The organism is Billgrantia sp. C5P2 (assembly GCF_051062895.2).
Genome location: NZ_CM128542.1, coordinates 1,726,404 through 1,743,750, shown reverse-complemented (window position 1 = coordinate 1,743,750; position 17,347 = coordinate 1,726,404). Strand labels below are relative to the sequence as shown.

At 62.7% G+C, this 17,347-nt stretch carries 13 protein-coding genes; 2 read left to right on the top strand and 11 right to left on the bottom strand.

The annotated features are described in order from the left end of the window. Positions 1 to 4: 4 nt before the first annotated feature. From ACRWQA_RS08090 to ACRWQA_RS08075, 4 genes are all read right to left on the bottom strand, one after another. A complete protein-coding gene (locus ACRWQA_RS08090) occupies positions 5 to 817 on the bottom strand; it encodes a Na(+)-translocating NADH-quinone reductase subunit C (RefSeq protein WP_263580335.1) in 813 nt (270 codons plus the stop codon). Beyond that, positions 817 to 2,043 carry an NADH:ubiquinone reductase (Na(+)-transporting) subunit B gene (locus tag ACRWQA_RS08085; protein ID WP_434230248.1) on the bottom strand — a complete coding sequence of 409 codons (1,227 nt, stop codon included), beginning with the start codon at positions 2,041 to 2,043 and terminating at the stop codon, positions 817 to 819. The genes ACRWQA_RS08090 and ACRWQA_RS08085 overlap by 1 nt, the downstream gene beginning before the upstream one ends. Further along, positions 2,043 to 3,392 (bottom strand): Na(+)-translocating NADH-quinone reductase subunit A, encoded by a 1,350-nt coding sequence (locus tag ACRWQA_RS08080; protein ID WP_263580337.1) that lies wholly within the window; start codon positions 3,390 to 3,392, stop codon positions 2,043 to 2,045. The genes ACRWQA_RS08085 and ACRWQA_RS08080 overlap by 1 nt, the downstream gene beginning before the upstream one ends. A gap of 367 nt (positions 3,393 to 3,759) precedes the next feature. Further along, positions 3,760 to 5,223, bottom strand: a complete 1,464-nt coding sequence (locus tag ACRWQA_RS08075) for a glyceraldehyde-3-phosphate dehydrogenase (RefSeq protein ID WP_263580338.1) — start codon at positions 5,221 to 5,223, stop codon at positions 3,760 to 3,762. A 235-nt stretch (positions 5,224 to 5,458) separates the two neighbouring features. On the opposite strand from ACRWQA_RS08075, the gene mfd reads away from it, so the two are divergent. Continuing rightward, positions 5,459 to 8,908: a transcription-repair coupling factor gene (gene mfd, locus ACRWQA_RS08070; protein ID WP_434230244.1), complete on the top strand. Its 3,450-nt coding sequence runs from the start codon at positions 5,459 to 5,461 to the stop codon at positions 8,906 to 8,908. A gap of 199 nt (positions 8,909 to 9,107) precedes the next feature. Next, entirely contained in the window at positions 9,108 to 10,187 is a 1,080-nt protein-coding gene (locus ACRWQA_RS08065) for a L,D-transpeptidase family protein (protein WP_263580339.1), read from the top strand. A 156-nt stretch (positions 10,188 to 10,343) separates the two neighbouring features. Here the strand turns inward: ACRWQA_RS08065 and ACRWQA_RS08060 are convergent, their stop codons facing one another. The 7 genes from ACRWQA_RS08060 to topA form a co-directional block, all read right to left on the bottom strand. Next, complete coding sequence (locus ACRWQA_RS08060; protein ID WP_167110963.1) at positions 10,344 to 10,607, bottom strand: Lpp/OprI family alanine-zipper lipoprotein; 264 nt, start codon at positions 10,605 to 10,607, stop codon at positions 10,344 to 10,346. Positions 10,608 to 10,801: 194 nt separating this feature from the next. Next, complete coding sequence (locus tag ACRWQA_RS08055) at positions 10,802 to 11,416, bottom strand: L,D-transpeptidase family protein (protein WP_263580340.1); 615 nt, start codon at positions 11,414 to 11,416, stop codon at positions 10,802 to 10,804. 259 nt (positions 11,417 to 11,675) lie between these two features. Then, a complete protein-coding gene (locus tag ACRWQA_RS08050) occupies positions 11,676 to 12,917 on the bottom strand; it encodes a GspE/PulE family protein (RefSeq protein WP_434230239.1) in 1,242 nt (413 codons plus the stop codon). Positions 12,918 to 13,105: 188 nt separating this feature from the next. Next, the gene (locus tag ACRWQA_RS08045) at positions 13,106 to 13,564 is read right to left on the bottom strand and encodes a GIY-YIG nuclease family protein (protein ID WP_263580342.1); all 459 of its coding nucleotides are present in this window, start codon (positions 13,562 to 13,564) and stop codon (positions 13,106 to 13,108) included. A 47-nt stretch (positions 13,565 to 13,611) separates the two neighbouring features. Continuing rightward, positions 13,612 to 14,076, bottom strand: coding sequence for a 2-hydroxyacyl-CoA dehydratase (locus ACRWQA_RS08040; RefSeq protein ID WP_434230236.1), 465 nt, complete (start codon positions 14,074 to 14,076; stop codon positions 13,612 to 13,614). 154 nt (positions 14,077 to 14,230) lie between these two features. Continuing rightward, positions 14,231 to 14,695 (bottom strand): DUF6586 family protein, encoded by a 465-nt coding sequence (locus tag ACRWQA_RS08035; protein ID WP_263580344.1) that lies wholly within the window; start codon positions 14,693 to 14,695, stop codon positions 14,231 to 14,233. Next, entirely contained in the window at positions 14,692 to 17,319 is a 2,628-nt protein-coding gene (topA, locus tag ACRWQA_RS08030) for a type I DNA topoisomerase (RefSeq protein ID WP_263580345.1), read from the bottom strand. The genes ACRWQA_RS08035 and topA overlap by 4 nt, the downstream gene beginning before the upstream one ends. Positions 17,320 to 17,347: the final 28 nt, after the last annotated feature.

The following is a 17,347-nucleotide window of genomic DNA, read 5'->3' as shown; positions in this document are numbered from 1 at the left end:
CTCCTTAAGCTTCAGCTTCGAGTTCGACGTCGGCTTCCTGCACTTCTTCCTGGTCGACTCCGCTACGGAAGCGCGCCAAGTAAGTACCGAAGCCCTCCGGACTCAACCAGAACTGCAGCATGTTGGTGACACCGTTGCTGGTCAACGTCGCGCCGGACAGCGCATCGATCTCGGTCTCGTCGTTGGCGCCGCCCTTGGTCAGATGGATGGCCGGGGCCAGCTCTGCCTCGTCGGAGTAGATCTGCTTGCCTTCCCACTGGGCTTGCCAGCGTGGGTTGTTGACCTCCGCGCCGAGCCCCGGGGTTTCACTATGGTCATAGTAGGTAATACCGACGATCGTATTGCCATCACCTTCCACCGACAGGAAACCGCGCATCAATCCCCACAGGCCTTGCCCGCGAATCGGCAGGATGATCTGGTCCGGATCTTCGGGGTCGCCGACAAGATAGACGGTGGCATAATTCTCGACACGGCTCAGGCCGGCAATATCGCGATCGCCCGACAGAGTACGTCCTGTAGCCGGATCACGCGCTGCCTGAAAGTGGTCGAAGGTCTCCGGGTCGAACTCGTCGGTATATTCACCGGTACGCATATCCACGACGCGCGGAGTCACGTCGCCGAATGCCGATTCGACATCCATGCCCGGCTCGTACAGGTTGGCTACGCTCAGGATGTTGGTCTTGCGATCAAGCTCCTGATTGAGCTGTTGCTTGGGCCGCAGCGCCACCGCCGCGGTCGACACGATAACCGAACACACGATACAGAGTGCGAACGCCACCGTGAGAATCTTCTTGATGGAGTTATTGCTCTGAGCCATCAGACTCCCTCCTCGACCGGTGCACCGACACGCCGCATACGGCGCTTGATGTTGGCCTGAACAAAGAAGTGATCGATCAGCGGCGCGAACAGGTTGGCGAACAGGATCGCCAGCATGATCCCCTCAGGAAACGCCGGGTTGACCACACGGATTAGCACGGTCATCACGCCGATCAGGATGCCGAAGATCAGACGCCCCGGGTTGGTCATGGAAGCCGATACCGGATCGGTCGCCATGAACACCATGCCGAAGGCGAAGCCGCCGATGACAAGGTGCCAGTACCAGGGCATGGCGAACATCGGGTTGCTCTCGGAGCCGACCAGATTGAAGAGCAGGCTGGTCCCCACCATGCCGAGCAGACATCCCAGCATGATTCGCCAGGAAGCGATCTTGGTCCACAGCAGCACCGCAGCACCGATGAAGATGGCCAACGTCGAAACCTCACCGACAGAGCCGGGCAGGTAACCGATGAAGGCATCCCACCAGCTGTACTGCGAGGTCAGGTCCGCCATGCCCTCCTGGAAGGCGATGGAGAGCGGGGTCGCACCGGTGTAGCCGTCGGCAGCCACCCACACCGCATCGCCCGAAATCTGCGCCGGGTAAGCGAAATACAGGAAGGCACGGCCGGTCAGTGCCGGGTTGAGGAAGTTCTTGCCGGTGCCGCCGAAGATTTCCTTGCCTATCACCACGCCGAAGGTGATGCCCAGCGCCACCTGCCACAGCGGAATGGTGGCCGGCAGGACCAGGGCATACAGCACGGAGGTGACGAAGAACCCCTCGTTGACCTCATGGCCACGCTTGACGGCAAACAGCACTTCCCAGAAGCCACCGACCACGAAGGTCACCAGATAGATCGGCAGGAAGTAGGTCGCACCGAGCACGAAGTTGGCCCACAGGCTGTCCGGATCATGACCGGAGGCAAGCACCATGAGAATGGCTTCGCGCCAACCGTCCATGGAGGCATAACCGTCGGCGATGGCGCTGTTGGCCAGCCAGCCGGCGTTCCACATACCGAAGAACATGGCCGGAAAGGTACATAGCCACACGGTGATCATGATGCGCTTGAGATCGATACCGTCGCGCACGTGGGCCGTGGTCTTGGTCACGCTGGGCGGAGAGTAGAAGATGGTGTCGACCGCTTCGAAGAGCGGGTACCACTTCTCGTACTTGCCACCCTTGTGGAAGTGCGGTTCGAGATTGTCGAGTGTCTGTCGGATACCCATCATCAGGCCTCTTTCTCGATCATGGTGAGGTTGTCACGCAGGATGGGACCGTATTCGTACTTGCCCGGGCACACGTAGGTGCACAGCGCCAGGTCCTCTTCATCCAGCTCCAGACACCCAAGCTGCATGCCCGCCTCGATGTCTCCGACGATCAGCGTGCGCAGCAGTTGGGTCGGCAGAATGTCCAACGGCATCACTTCCTCGTAGACACCTACCGGCACCATGGCCCGCTCGGAACCGTTGGTAGAGGTGTTGGGCGCATAATTGGTGAGCCCCTTGAACTTCGACAGGTAGATCCCCAGCACGGAGTGCCGGTTGCTGCCCGGCGACAACCAGCCCAGGAAAGCGCGTTTGTTGCCCTCTTCGAGCAGAGTGAGCTGGTTGTGGAAGCGGCCCAGGTAGCGCAGGCTGCCTTCCGCGGTGAAGCCGGAGAACACAGAGCCGGAAATCACACGCGTATCTTCGGGTTGGAGGATTTCTCCCGCCAACAGTTCCTCGGTGCTGGCGCCGATCCGCGTGCGCAGCAGGCGTGGCTTCTCGGCCCGCGGCCCACCCACGGCGACGATCCGCGCCATGTCGAGCCGGCCCTCGGCGAACAGCTTGCCGAAAGCGATCACGTCCTGGTAACCGATATGCCAGACACGCTTGTGCAAGGCGACCGGCGACAGGAAGTGGATATGCGTACCGACCAGGCCGGCCGGATGCGGGCCGCCGAAGGTCTCGACCTGGACACCCGCCACGTCGCCACCAGGAATCCGCGCGTCGGGCGCAGTACACAGGAAGACCTTGCCCTGGGTTAGATTAGACAGAACCTTGAGCCCATCTTCGAAGGCTTCGGCCTGCTCGGCGATGATGTCGGCAGGATTCGCGCAAAGTGGGTGCGTGTCGATGGCCGTGACGAAGATGTCAGCCGGCTCGCTGTCGATGGCCGGGCTGCGTGAGAAGGGGCGCGTGCGCAGCGCCGTCCACAGCCCCGACTCGACCAGTTGATCGACGACGACCTGGCGTTCGAGGGACCCGAGCTTGTCGCGTCCATGGGCCGTGAACTCGACCGCGTCCTCGTTCTCGTCGACCTGGATCACGACCGAGAGCAGCTTGCGCTTCTCGCCACGGTTGATGGCGACGACTTCGCCGGCAGCCGGCGCCGTGAAGCGCACGCCGGGGTTCTTCTTGTCGGTGAAGAGGAGTTGGCCCAGTTTCACCTTGTCCCCTTCCCGGACCTCCATGGTCGGCTTCATGCCGACGTAATCGGTGCCCAGGACAGCCACGTGACGCACGGGCCGCGCATCCTCGATGCGCGGCTCGGGCGTCCCCATGATGGGGAGATCCAGGCCTTTCTTGACTTCGATCATAGTCTCGCCCAGTTGATGGATCGGAAATGCGAAGGAAAGGGGTTCGAATGGATTCGAATTCTTGTTGGGTCAGTACGTTACCAGTCAGGCCCGAAGGCGCTTCGGACCACCCCGAAAAAATCCACAGTATTATAAAGACAAGCGCGACCAAAGACCACACGGCCTAAGGTCGCAAAAGGGAGTATAAAACCGCTCTACGCTTGGCTTCGATAGAGTTCAACAGGCGTTGAAAGGCGCTTGTATCAAGGGCTAGGCAGGCCCTGACGGAGCGGGCCGACAGCATGCATGCGTCGTTCGGAATGGCATGAAGATGACCTGGATCAGCCATTCCCGACCCCACGGGTCGGGAATGACCGGCAGCACGAGGTCAGGCGTGAGCGCGGGGCAACTTCAGGAAATGCACGTTGGAGATATGCTGCAGGATGCGCACCACCTGGCAGCTGTAGCCGAACTCGTTGTCGTACCACACGTAGAGCACCGCTTGCTTGCCACTGGCGATGGTCGCCTTGGCATCGACAATTCCGGCATGGCGGTTGCCGACGAAGTCGGACGACACCACCTCGGGCGAATCGACGTAATCGATCTGCTTCTGGTAGGAGGAGTCGATCGACATGCGACGCAGGTAGTCGTTGAGCGCCTCGGCGTCGGTCTCGCGCCCCAGGGTCAGGTTGAGGATCGCCATGGAGACATTGGGGATCGGTACGCGGATGGCGTTGCCGGTCAGCTTGCCGGAGAGTTCCGGCAACGCCTTGGCCACCGCCTTGGCGGCACCGGTCTCGGTCAGCACCATGTTGAGCGGCGCACTGCGCCCGCGGCGATCGCCCTTGTGGTAGTTGTCGATCAGGTTCTGGTCGTTGGTGTAGGCGTGCACCGTCTCGACGTGGCCACACTCGATGCCATACTCGTCGTTGAGCACCTTGAGCACCGGCACGATGGCGTTGGTCGTACATGAGGCTGCCGACAGGATATTGTCGTCCGCCGCGATGTCGCCGTGGTTGATACCGAAGACGATGTTCTTGATGTCACCCTTGCCCGGCGCGGTCAGCAGCGCCTTCGAGACACCCTTGCATTCCAGGTGCTGGCCCAGGCCTGCCTCATCGCGCCAGATGCCGGTATTGTCGACCACCACGGCATTGTCGATGTCGTAGGCGGTGTAGTCGATGTCGCTGGGCTTGTCGGCGTAGATGACCTGGATGACATTGCCGTTGGCGGTAATGGTGCGCGCCTCGGTATCGACGCTGATGGTGCCATCGAACGGGCCATGGACCGAATCGCGACGCAGCAGGCTGGCCCGCTTCTCCAGGTCCTTGGCGATATCGCCCCGGCCACGCACGACAATGGCGCGCAGGCGCAACAGGTTGCCGCCGCCGGCCTTCTCCACCAGCACCCGCGCCAGCAGGCGGCCGATGCGACCGAAGCCGTAGAGCACCACGTCCTTGGACTGCCCGTTGCTGCCGCTTGGGTCGTGAGTGTCGACGATCTCGGCGAGTTCTTCACGCAAGAAGGCCTTGGCATCGCCGCCGCCGCGCTTCTTGAAGGCCACGCCCAGCTTGCCTACGTCGACATGAGCCGGTCCCAGATTGAGCTCGGTCATGGCCTGGACCAGGGGCAGGGTATCCTGCACCGAGAGTTCGGTGCCCTCAACCTTCCTGACGAAACGGTGGTCCTTCAGGATCCGGATCACCGAGCGGTTGAACAGCGAGCGCCCATAAAGGGTGGTGACCACGTTGTTGTGACGATAAAGGCTGCCGATCAGCGGGATCATCTGTTCGGCCAGCGCCTGATTGTCGTGCCATTCCTGGAAGACGGTCTCGAGGGGTTGCTGACTCACGTGAAGCCTCTCTGGGTATCGTAAATTCGCCGTCATTATCCCGTTCGCGCTTCGCTGGGGCAATCGCAGGATAGTCGCAGGCGCTGTAGGGGGATTACAGAAATCGCAGTTTGACTACAAGCATTGCGTCGGGCTGGTATGATCCCTCACCTACCCCGACGTCTCTATCACAGGCCTGTGCGAACGGCCTTGACGGCAGCACACACGACGACCGACGAATACGCCCGACGACACCATGCCCAAATTCTCGCCGCTCGAACCGCCCCGCCCAACGGGGATTCGCGACACCCTCTACTGGCAGACACCGCCGGGCAGTTCGGCTGCCCTGGCGCTGGCTCACCTGGCCGACGACGCACCGCTGCTGGTCATCACACCAGACACCGCCAACGCACAGCGGCTGGAAAGCGACCTGCGCTTCTTCGCCAGCGTACCGGTACTGCCCTTCCCCGACTGGGAAACGCTACCCTACGACAGCTTCTCGCCGCACCAGGACATCGTCTCGGAACGACTGCGCACCCTGCGCCGGCTCCAGGACGGAGAGCACGGCATCGTGCTGGTGTCGATCAATACCCTGATGCAGCGGCTGCCACCGGTGGACTACATCGCGGGGCGCGTGCTCACGCTTGAAGTGGGCATGCGGCTGGATCGCGAAGGCTTTCGCGAGAGCCTGTCACGTGCCGGTTACCGCGCCGTCGAGACGGTCTACGAGCCCGGCGAGTACGCCCTGCGCGGCGCACTGATCGACCTCTATCCGATGGGCAGCGACAGTCCGCTGCGCATCGACCTGTTCGACGACGAGATCGATACCCTGCGGCGCTTCGACCCCGACACCCAGCGCAGCGAGGACAAGGTCGAGCGGGTGGAACTGCTACCGGCACACGAATATTCGCTGTCGCGCTCGGCCATCGCCTGCTTCCGTGAAGGCTTCGAGACCCTGTTCGACGTCGACCCGCGCCAATGCCCGTTGTATGTCGATGCCCTCAAGGGCATTCCCTCACCCGGGCTGGAGCAGTACCTCCCGCTGTTCTTCGAAGAGACGGCGACACTGTTCGAGCACTTGGCCGAAGGCACCCGTGTGGCGCTACTGCCCGGCGCCTACGTAGCCGCCGAGCACCACTGGGAAGCCACCGAGAGCCGCTACGAGAACCTCGGCGTCGATCCTACCCGGCCGCTCCTGCCGCCGCACCGCGCCTTCGTTCCAGTCGCCGAGGTGTTCGCCGCCATCAAGCGCCACCCCCGAGTGGAGTTGACCAGCGACGCGGCGCATCCGCATGCCCACGTGGCCGCCGCCCAACCCCTGCCAGAAGTGGCGATCAATGCCCGTGCCAAGCAGCCGTTGGCAGCGCTGGGGAAATTCCTCGATGAGCACCGCGACACTCGCGTGCTGTTCGTCGCCGAGTCTCGAGGCCGCCGCGAAGCGCTGGAGGAGATGCTGGCCCCGTTGCACCTCGAGCTTCCCCATCTGGACGGATTCGACGCCTTTCGGCAGGGCGAGCTGCGAATGGCTCTCACCGAGGGGGAGGTCAGCGCCGGGCTATGGCTCGAGCAACCCGGCCTGGCCGTGATCAGCGAGTCGGAGCTGTTCGGCGACGTGGTGCGCCAGAGCCGGCGCCGCGAAAAGGCCACCGACATGAGCGAGCTGGCCATTCGCCACCTTGCCGAGTTGCGCCCTGGCGCCCCGGTGGTACATCAGACCCATGGCGTCGGACGCTATCGCGGCCTGGAACGGCTGGAGGCCGGCGGCCAGGCGGCGGAGTTCGTCGCCCTGGAGTATGCCGACGGCGCCAAGCTCTACGTACCGGTCGACAACCTGCACCTGATCTCCCGTTACGCCGGTGTCGATGACGAACTCGCCCCGCTGCATCGGCTCGGCTCCGAGCAATGGGACAAGGCACGGCGCAAGGCAGCGGAAAAGATCCGCGACACCGCCGCCGAATTGCTCGACGTCTACGCCCGCCGCGAGGCCAGGGAAGGCTTTGCCTGCGCACCGCCCGACGAGGAGTACGCTCGCTTCGCCGCCAGCTTCCCGTTCGAGGAGACTCCCGACCAGCGCGCCGCCATCAATGCGGTGATCGGTGACATGACCGCGCCTAGGCCCATGGATCGCGTGGTCTGCGGCGATGTCGGCTTCGGCAAGACCGAGGTCGCCATGCGCGCGGCGTTCCTGGCCGTGCACTCGGGGCGACAAGTGGTGGTCCTGGTGCCCACCACCCTGCTCGCGCGCCAGCATTACGAGAATTTTCGCGACCGCTTCGCCGATACTGCAGTACAGATCGAGTTGATTTCACGCTTTACCGCCGGCAAGGGCCAGGCGGCCTCGCTCAAGCGCATCGAAAACGGCCAGGCCGACATCGTCATCGGCACCCACAAGCTGCTGTCGAAGTCGATGAAGCTGCCCAACATGGGGCTGCTCATCATCGACGAGGAGCACCGTTTCGGCGTCTCCCAGAAAGAACGCCTCAAGGAGCTACGCGCAGAGGTCGACATCCTCACCCTCACCGCCACGCCGATCCCGCGCACGCTCAACATGGCCATGAGCGGCATTCGCGACCTGTCGATCATCGCCACGCCACCGGCTCGCCGCCTGTCGGTGAAAACCTTCGTGCAGCAGCGCGACGAATCGATCATCAAGGAGGCGATCCTGCGCGAGATCCTGCGCGGCGGCCAGGTCTACTACCTGCACAACGAGGTCAGGACCATCGAGACCGCTGCCGACACGATCCGCACCTTGGTGCCGGACGCACGGGTGGCGGTGGCCCATGGACAACTGCCCGAGCGCGCCCTGGAGCGGGTCATGTCCGACTTCTACCACAAGCGCTACAACGTGCTGGTGTGCTCTACCATCATCGAAACCGGCATCGACGTTCCCAGTGCCAACACCATCGTCATCGAGCGTGCCGACAAGTTCGGCCTGGCCCAGCTGCATCAATTGCGCGGCCGAGTGGGCAGGAGCCACCACCAGGCCTATGCCTACCTGCTCGCTCCGCCGCCCCGGGTCATTACCAAGGATGCCGTCAAGCGCCTCGAAGCCATTGCCGGCGCCGAAGACCTCGGTGCCGGCTTCACCCTGGCCAGCCACGACATGGAGATTCGCGGTGCCGGCGAGCTGCTCGGCGAGGAGCAGAGCGGCCAGATGGAAGCCATCGGCTACACCCTCTACATGGAGATGCTGGACCGCGCAGTGGCCGCCATACGCGCCGGCAAGACCCCCAACATCGAATCCCCGCTCAGCGATGGCGTCGAGATCAGTCTCAATTTACCGGCACTGATCCCCGACGACTACCTGCCCGACGTTCAGCAGCGCCTGGTGATGTACAAGCGCATCGCAAGCGCCACCGACGAAGCCGAACTCAAGGAGCTGCAGGTTGAGATGATCGACCGTTTCGGCCTGCTGCCGTCTGCGGTCAAGACCTTGATGCACCAGACCCGACTGCGCCAGCGCGCCGAGCGTCTCGGCATCATGCGCCTGGAGGCCGGCGCCGCACGCGGTCGAGTCATTTTCGGTAGCCAGACCCGGGTCGATCCGCTGACGCTGGTCAAAATGATCCAGACGGAACCGCAGCGATATCGGCTCGATGGAGCCGATACCCTGCGCTTCGAAGCGGAAATGGAGAAGGAAGAGGACCGCTTTCAAGCCGTGGAGCAGTTGCTCGATGCTCTCAATCTCAAGGCCCAGGCAGCCTGAGTGGAGCGGGACTGCCCCTTCGCGAGGCACGGAGGGGACTCCCGCAAGACCCGGGAACGCTATACTATACACAAGTGTCTTATCGCAACTGTGACACGAACCCGGCGCCCCCGAACCGGAGGGCGCATGACCGTCGCCGAGTGAGCATGCATGTCGACATGCGTCCTTCAGGCGACCTTGAGACGAGATCCTGACGTAGATGAAGAACCCGACACTGGCCAGGCGTATCGGTCTTGGCGCTGCCCTGTTCGGCCTTGCCGCCATACTGGCGACGACGACCCTTGCCGAGGAAGACGGCGCCGAAGCCGCCCAGGAGCTGCCCCGAGGCCACTTCCACCTGCCCGATGAGGGCAACCTGATCGGCGAGGCATACACCGTGACCGTCGAGGAAGGCGAGACCCTGCTCGACATCGGGCGCCGCCACAACGTGGGCTACGAGGGGATGCGCATGGCCAACCCCGACGTCAGCATCTGGGCGCCCGTCCCGGGTACCGAGGTGGTGATTCCCGCCCAGTACATCCTCCCGGACGCACCGCGGGAAGGTATCGTGGTCAACCTCTCCGAATTGCGCCTGTATTACTATTCGCGCCCCGGCATCGTCGAGACCTACCCCATCAGCATCGGCCGCGACGGCTTCGCGACCCCCGTGGGTGTGACCCGCACCACCGTCAAGGTGAAGGACCCCCACTGGTCACCCCCTCGCTCGATGCGTGAGGAAGCCGCCGCACGCGGCGAACCGGCTCCCGCCATCGTGCCCCCCGGACCTGACAACCCGTTGGGTCGTCATGCCATCCTGCTCGGCCTGCCCAGCTACCTGATTCATGGCACCAACAGGCCCGACGGCGTCGGCATGCGCGCCAGCCGTGGCTGTATCCGCATGTTCCCCGAGGACATCGAATCGCTCTACGAGCGTGTGCCGAGCGGCACCCAGGTCAATATCATCGACCAGCCGTTCAAGGTTGCCTGGTCGACAGATGGCGTGCTCTTCGCGCAATCCTTCCCTCTCCTCGAGGAGAACCAGAGCACCTTCGAGCCGATCCTCAACGCCATGGAAATCGTGGCCAATGCCTTCGGCGAAGAGCCGGCACCGATCGACTATGCCCAGTTGCGCCAGGTAGTGGAACAACCCAACGGTCGCCTGGTTTCGCTGCTGCGTGTCGCCGAGGAAGAGCCGGCGCCTGAGGCACAGGAGGAAGAACTCGATGGCGGTTTGTTCTCCGAACTGGAGGTCAGCCAGCGGACAGGACTGTTCTCGGAGCTGGAGGTCGGCCACCTCTAGCTTTCAGCTTTTGCCACAGCGGGGACCGGAGGTATCGCTCGAGACTCTCCCCGTTGTGGCGGCCATCGCCCGGCCTAACGAGAAAACCCCGCCAAGGCGGGGTTTTCTCGTTGCAGAACCGCCATCGCCCAAGAGCGATGCGGCGCTCCGGCAGAATTACTTCTGCATGGAACGCTGGAACATACGGTTCATTTCTTCGCGGTTCTGCTCGGACATCTGCAGAGCCGCCTGGGCGTCACGCTGCGCCTGGTTGGCAGTGTTCTGAGCCTGAGTGGCGATGCTGCGAGCTTCTGCAGCGTCGGCCTGAGCGGCTTCAGCAGTCTGGCGAACTTCATCCAGAGCGGCGTTGCTGGCACAACCAGCCAGAATGGCCATAGAAGCAGCAGCGGCGGTCAGCTTCAGGGTGGTCTTCAGAGTCATGATGTTCTCCTTGAGTCTTCCTTGGTACTGCACAAGTTAGTACAGCGGCGTTGATGTTGCCTGTGATCCAGGCTCCCCTGCTCAGTGCAGGATTCTTTTGCAGCGACTGCTGCCAAGCACAGGAGTCAAACGCTGTTTTATAATACCAGACGGCGCTTGTCCATAGCTCGAAACGTCCCTTGCGTATCTTGAGCCTAGCGGATGACGACGCGAGTGCCAATGCCGATTAGCTCAGAAAGCCTTTCGATCTGCTCATCGGTCACCGCCACGCACCCTTGGGTCCAGTGATAGCTCGCATGAACCTCCGGGTCCCCCCTACCGACACCATGGATACCGATGAAGCCCCCCAGCACGGTTCGCTGAGGCGGATAACCGTGTTGCCGATAGTAGGCGAAATAATCTGCGTAATCCTGCTCCGTGTAAAGTCCTGATTCCAACGCCATGCGCGCATGGGAGGGCGTTGGATAGTCCAGACCGATGAAAATGTGCCAGTCGCTCTCCCAATTGAACCGATTGACTCGAAACTCACCCTTCGGTGTCTTGTTGTCACCCTGGGTCCGCATCACGCTTGCCCCCGAACGCCCCAGCGAGATGGGAGCAAAGCGTTCGAGAAGCAGATCGCCACGATAGAGGCTCAACGCGGATTCGCGATCATCGACGAGGATCCACACTTCGTCAGCGTGACGAGGCAGATGAGCGCGCGCCAGCATGGTTTCTATCAGGTTGGCCTGAGCTTCATGACCCATCAACAGTGTGAAGGGCGCCAGCAGGGCAAGCTGGCCGAAGCGGCGGCGGGAAACGGGTCTCATCGGCTCCTCACGGGCAGATCGGTACGCTACAGGCGCTTTATAACGTATCGCTTGACGACTGTCAGTTCGCTTAACGTAACCGAGCCTCGATCGCGCATGACGACCTTGCTCAGCCCAGCCCACGCAGCAAGCCATCAACGCCGAGAAGTCGGACGCCAACAATTCCGTAGCCTTGCCGAACCGATGCTCGCCAACAATTTACTTGCGCACCAACTTTTTGCGAACCTCCAGGTTGCGACACTTGCATAAGCGCCCAGTCTCAAGCCGTCAGGATGGCCCCCATGCGGAACACCTCCCGCAGGCTGGTGATGCCCGCCTCCGCCTTGGCCAGACCGTCGGCCAGCATCAGCTCGACGCCGCGCTCGATCAGGCCGCGGCGGAGTTCGGACTCGTCGGCATGACGCAGAATTCGGGCATGATCCTCGGCAGCCAACTGCCAGATTTCGAACACGCCGATGCGGCCGCGAAAGCCAAGGCCATCGCATTGTGGACAGCCCTTGGCGCTCCAGGTCTGCGTCGGCGGAACGAGACCGATTGCCTCCAACCATTCGCGATCGTGCCGGTCGAGGGGTGTCTGCTCACGGCAGTGCTGACACAGCCGGCGCACCAGCCGCTGTGCGATGATCAAGCCGAGGTTGGCACTGATTTCGCTATCGGCAAGGCCGAGTTGGCGCATCGAGGTCACCACGCCCACGGCGTCGCGACTGTGCAGAGTCCCCATCAGCGAACGGCCGCTACTGGTCACGCTCAGCGCTGCAATAGCCGACTCGCGGTCGCGGACTTCTCCGATGAGCACATAATCAGGATCGAGCCGAAGAAGGGAGCGGGTGCCGTTGGCGAAATCCAGCCCATGATCGAGGTCCACCTGAATCTGGTTGATACCGGGAATGCTGTACTCGACGGGATTCTCCAGGGTGACCACGTGGCTATCGGTCAGCTGTAGTTGGCCGAGCAGGGTATAGAGCGTAGTGGTCTTGCCGGCACCGGTCGGCCCGGCCACGAGCAGCATGCTGCCCGTGGCATCCATCCAGCGCCTGATACCCAGCGCACCCTCCTCGCCGATACCTAGCGCCACGACATCGTCGAAGGTCTGCGGCGGCGCCAGAAAGCGAATCGCAAGCTTCTCTCCCTCCATGCAGTGCACTGCAGTGACGCGCAGGGTGACCTCTTCGTCGCTCTCCTCACGCGACCAGCGAAAACTGCCTTCCGCGGTGACCAGGGAGGGCACTGGATTGAGCTTGGACAGTACCTTGAACTGGTTCACCAGGCGCGCGCCTTGAGCCGCATCGACCCGTAGCGCATCGACGATACGCCCATCGATACGCAGGCGAATGCGGTAGGCCTCGGGCCCGGGATCCAAGTGCACATCGGTGGCCCTGGATCTCAGGGCATCGCCGAGTAGCGCGTATGCCTCGAGCCTGGTACCGCCCCCTGCCTGCCCCGTCTCCAGCAGCGACGACAGTGATGGCAGCAAGTGGCGCTGGTAGGACGCCTCGAACATGATCTGCTCCTCCCTGAGTGATTCTCGGCGCACCGGCGGTGCATACGATGGGGAGCAGTTTAGCTCAAGAGCAGCGTTGCGCAGCTCAGCGCTGCGTAGCAGTACCCCAAGCACAGTGCCCCCGACAGGCAAGCCTGCCGGGGGCACTCGTCGCGACACTCGATCGCGAGACAGGCGCGCCCATCGCGCTAAGGGCGAGGTTCCACGGTGAAAATGCTCTGCAGTTTGTCCTTCTTGCCGTAGATATGCACTGTGGTTTCGGGGAACGGAAAGCGATCCAAATACTCGCTGGAGCCATTGAAGCGGGGCTTGTGGGCATGAATCATGGCCGCCGCCAGGCGCTCACGGTTCACATGTCCACTCAGCCCCATCGAGTACCAGAGCTCCTCGCCGGGCTGCAGGAAGGCATGCCAGCGCTCCTTGTCGGGGTGATGCTGCAAGCCGTAACGCACATTGCGATGCTCGCCCACGTAGAGCAGCTGCTGAACCTCCATGTTATTCGTCTCGGGATCCTTGGCTGCTCGAAAGACGCAATAGATGCCGGAGTCGTCCGGCACTTCACGCAGCGACTCGTCGCTCCAGTAACCGAGCATCTGGGGGGAGAGAAGATCGTTCGAGATGGAGCTCAACATGAATCGTTCCGGCATGACGGTCTCCTTGATCGCAGGGTCTATCTGCAGTCTGGCACATAAACTCAATAGTCTTCGAGCCGCTGCATGTCACGCACGAGGCGGCGCACCTCCCCCTCATGCCCCTTGGTCAACGCCTCGAAGAACTCTCTCTCATGATTGCCGCCGGCCAGCTCGGCCCGATGAGCATAGAGATCCTGCAGGGTCCTGTGTGCGGTCAGCGCCGTTGCCAATACGCTCTGCACGCTCTCGACTTCGATGCCTTCCGGCAGACGTTCGAGCACCGGGGGGTGGGGGAAGTCATTCGGGTCGTCGAACCAAGTGTTCAGTACGTTATCATGGTCGCTGCCATCATCGAGATAGCCCAGCAGATCGGCTTGCAGCTTGCGCTCCCGCTCTGCCAGGTATTCCAGCGCCATACGCAGCCGTTCGTCAGTTCCCGCTGCGGCCAGGCGGGCATACTGGTCGGCGAGGCGGGCATGGTAATCCGCAGCCCAATCCACCAGCTCCTTGACTTGATGAAAGCGCATGCGAGCCTCCCCAATGGCACTCTGCCAGCCTCGATGGCCAGCTGTTTGCTTTCATCCTAGCCAAAGCTCGTCATTGCCGCTTGACGTATATCAATCAAAGGTGATCTGCCAGACAGCCCGCCTTAGCTCACAAGGAAGACCTTGCGTGGCGCAGCTACCACTCCTCGCTGGTTTCGCGCAGCGACGCTATCTCTCGTTTGGCCTCACGTAGGCAAGCCTTCAATTCGTCCCCCAGCGCAGCACTGCTGCCTACCGCGATGAGCCCTGGCTGGGATGGGTTGCGTCGGCGCGCCACGCCACCGCTCTCATGCAGGGCCTCGATACGCTGGAGCAGCCAGGCAAGCCAGCTCTCCGGCCGTGCTGCCAGTTCGCGCAGGCGATGCAGTTCGGCGACGCCGGCTCCCTCTGGGCCCAGCAGTTCGCGCCAGTCGTGTCGCTCCAGCCGAGCATGCTCGGTGACCTCACGCAATAGCGACTCGAGCGCCAGCTCGGTCAGCGCCAGTGCGGCTTCCTCGGCAGCCATGCGCCGTGCTTCGGCGTGCTCATCGTCGCCCGGCACGCTCTCCAGAATCAGTTCGGCCTGATAAAGCAGCTGATTGGTGCGGGCTCGTGGGCTCACTTGCGCTTGTCCTCCACTTGCCACCTGCCGTTATCATAGGTCGCCCGCCAGCCGGTTGCCTTGCCCTCTTCCTCGGTCATGACGAACTGCTCCTTGCTCTTGCGCGAGTAGCGGATCTGGGCCGGACGACCCTCCGGGTCCTCACTCGGAGCCTCGAGAAGATAATGGTACTTCTCAGGCAGCTCCTGGGAGTGGGCCTGTAGCTCACGCACCAACGGGGGGCGGGTCTCGCGATTGCGAGGAAACTTGCTCGCGGCGAGGAACAGGCCGCTGGCGCCGTCACGCAGCACATAATGGTCGTCAACCTTCTGGCAGGGCAGCTCCGGCATCGCAATGGGGTCCATCTTGGGCGGAGCCACCTCGCCGCTGCGCAGCAGCTTGCGAGTGTTCTTGCAGGACTCGTTGGTACAGCCGAAATACTTGCCGAATCGTCCCGACTTGAGCTGCATCTCGCTGCCGCACTTGTCACATTCGATGGTAGGCCCCTCGTAACCCTTGATTCGAAACTTGCCGTGCTCGACCTCGTAGCCATCGCAGTCGGGGCTGTTACCGCAGATATGCAGCTTGCGTTTCTCATCGATCAGGTAGCTGTCCATCGCCGTACCGCATTTGGGGCAACGGTGCTTGGCTCGCAGCGCCTGGGTCTCGGCCTCTTCACCGGCATCGGCGGGTACTGCCTCGTCGCCGGGCAGCAAGTCGATGGTGGTCTTGCAGCGCTCCTTGGGCGGCAGGTTGTAGCCGGAGCAGCCCAAAAACACACCGGTAGACGCCGTACGGATCTGCATCTTGCGACCGCAGGTAGGGCAATCGATGTCCGTGGGCACCGGCTGGTTGGGACGCATGCCAGCTTCGCTCTCGGCGGCTTCCAACTCCTCGCGAAACTCGGCGTAGAACGCGTCAAGCAGCTCGCGCCAGTTGCGCTCGCCCTCGGCGACCTCGTCGAGACTGTCCTCCATGCGTGCAGTGAAGGAGAAGTCCATCAGGTCGGGGAACGACTCCTTGAGCCGCTCGGTGACGATGTCACCCAGCTTCTCGGCATAGAAACGCCGATTCTCCAGCTTGACGTAGCCGCGATCCTGGATGGTGGAGATGATCGAAGCATAAGTCGAGGGACGGCCGATCCCGCGCTTCTCGAGCTCCTTGACCAGGCTCGCCTCGGTGTAACGGGCCGGCGGCTTGGTGAAGTGCTGCTGGGGGTCGAGCGCTTCGAGCTGCATGGGCGTGCCCTCGGCGAGGTCCGGCAGCACCTGGTCCTCGTTCTTACCGGCCGGCTTCATCACCCGGGTATAACCGTCGAACTTGAGCACCCGCCCCTTGGCCTTGAGCTCATAGCCATCGACTTCCACGGTCAGGGTACTGGACAGATACTCGGCCGGCGTCATCTGGCAGGCGACGAACTGGCGCCAGATCAGGTCATAGAGACGCTCGGCGTCGCGCTCCATGCCGGCCAGATCGACGGCACGGCGATTCACGTCGGAGGGGCGGATCGCTTCGTGGGCTTCTTGGGCCCCCTCCTTACTCGAGTAGCGGTTGGGCGACTCGGGCAGGTAGCGCTTGCCGTACTCCTGCTCGATATGCTCGCGCGCCATGGCCACCGCATCCTGCGACAGGTTAGTGGAGTCGGTACGCATGTAGGTGATGTAGCCCGCCTCGTAGAGGCGCTGGGCCAGTGTCATGGTTTTCTTCACCGAGAAACCGAGTCGCCCGCTGGCAGCCTGCTGCAATGTCGACGTAATGAAGGGGGCATTCGGCTTCGATCGGGTGGGCTTGTCCTCCCGCGCCGTGATGGCCAGGCTCGCCTTGCGCAGGCGCTCGATACGCTCGAGCGTCTCGGCTTCCGAGGTGGGCCGGAAGGCCTTGCCGTCCTGGCGCACCAGTTCGAAACGCACGGGCTCGCCATCCTTCGAGACGAGATCGGCGTGCACGTCCCAGAACTCTTCGGGAACGAAGGCTCGTATCTCGCGTTCACGCTCGACGATAAGACGCACCGCCACCGACTGCACCCGGCCAGCGGAGAGGCCACGGGCGATCTTGGCCCACAGCAGCGGCGAGAGCATGAAGCCCACCACGCGGTCGAGGAAGCGCCGCGCCTGCTGCGCCTCGACGCGCGGGATGTTGAGCGTGCCGGGCTCCTTGAACGCCTCCTTGATGGCGTTCTTGGTGATCTCGTTGAACACCACGCGGCGGTAGCGTGCATCATCGCCGCCAATGGTCTCCTTGAGGTGCCAGGCAATCGCCTCCCCCTCCCGGTCGAGATCGGTCGCGAGATAGACGGTATCGGCCTTCTCGGCGAGCTTCTGCAGCTCGGAGACGACCTTTTCCTTGCCGGGCAGAATCTCGTATTGGGCTTTCCAGCCGTGCTCCGGGTCGATACCCATGCGCCGGATGAGCTGATCCTTGGCCTTGTGCTTCTTGTACTCGTCCTTCTCCTCGGGCGACATCTTGCGCGTCGCTGCTGCCTGACGTGCGCGCTCCTTGGGATCGGAAGCCGCCTTGCCCGAGCCGCTGGTCGGCAGGTCACGGATATGACCCACGCTCGACTTCACGATGAACTCGCTGCCGAGATATTTGTTGATCGTCTTGGCCTTGGCCGGCGACTCGACGATGACCAATGACTTGCCCATAGTGCTCCACATTCTGCACGGCGGGGTT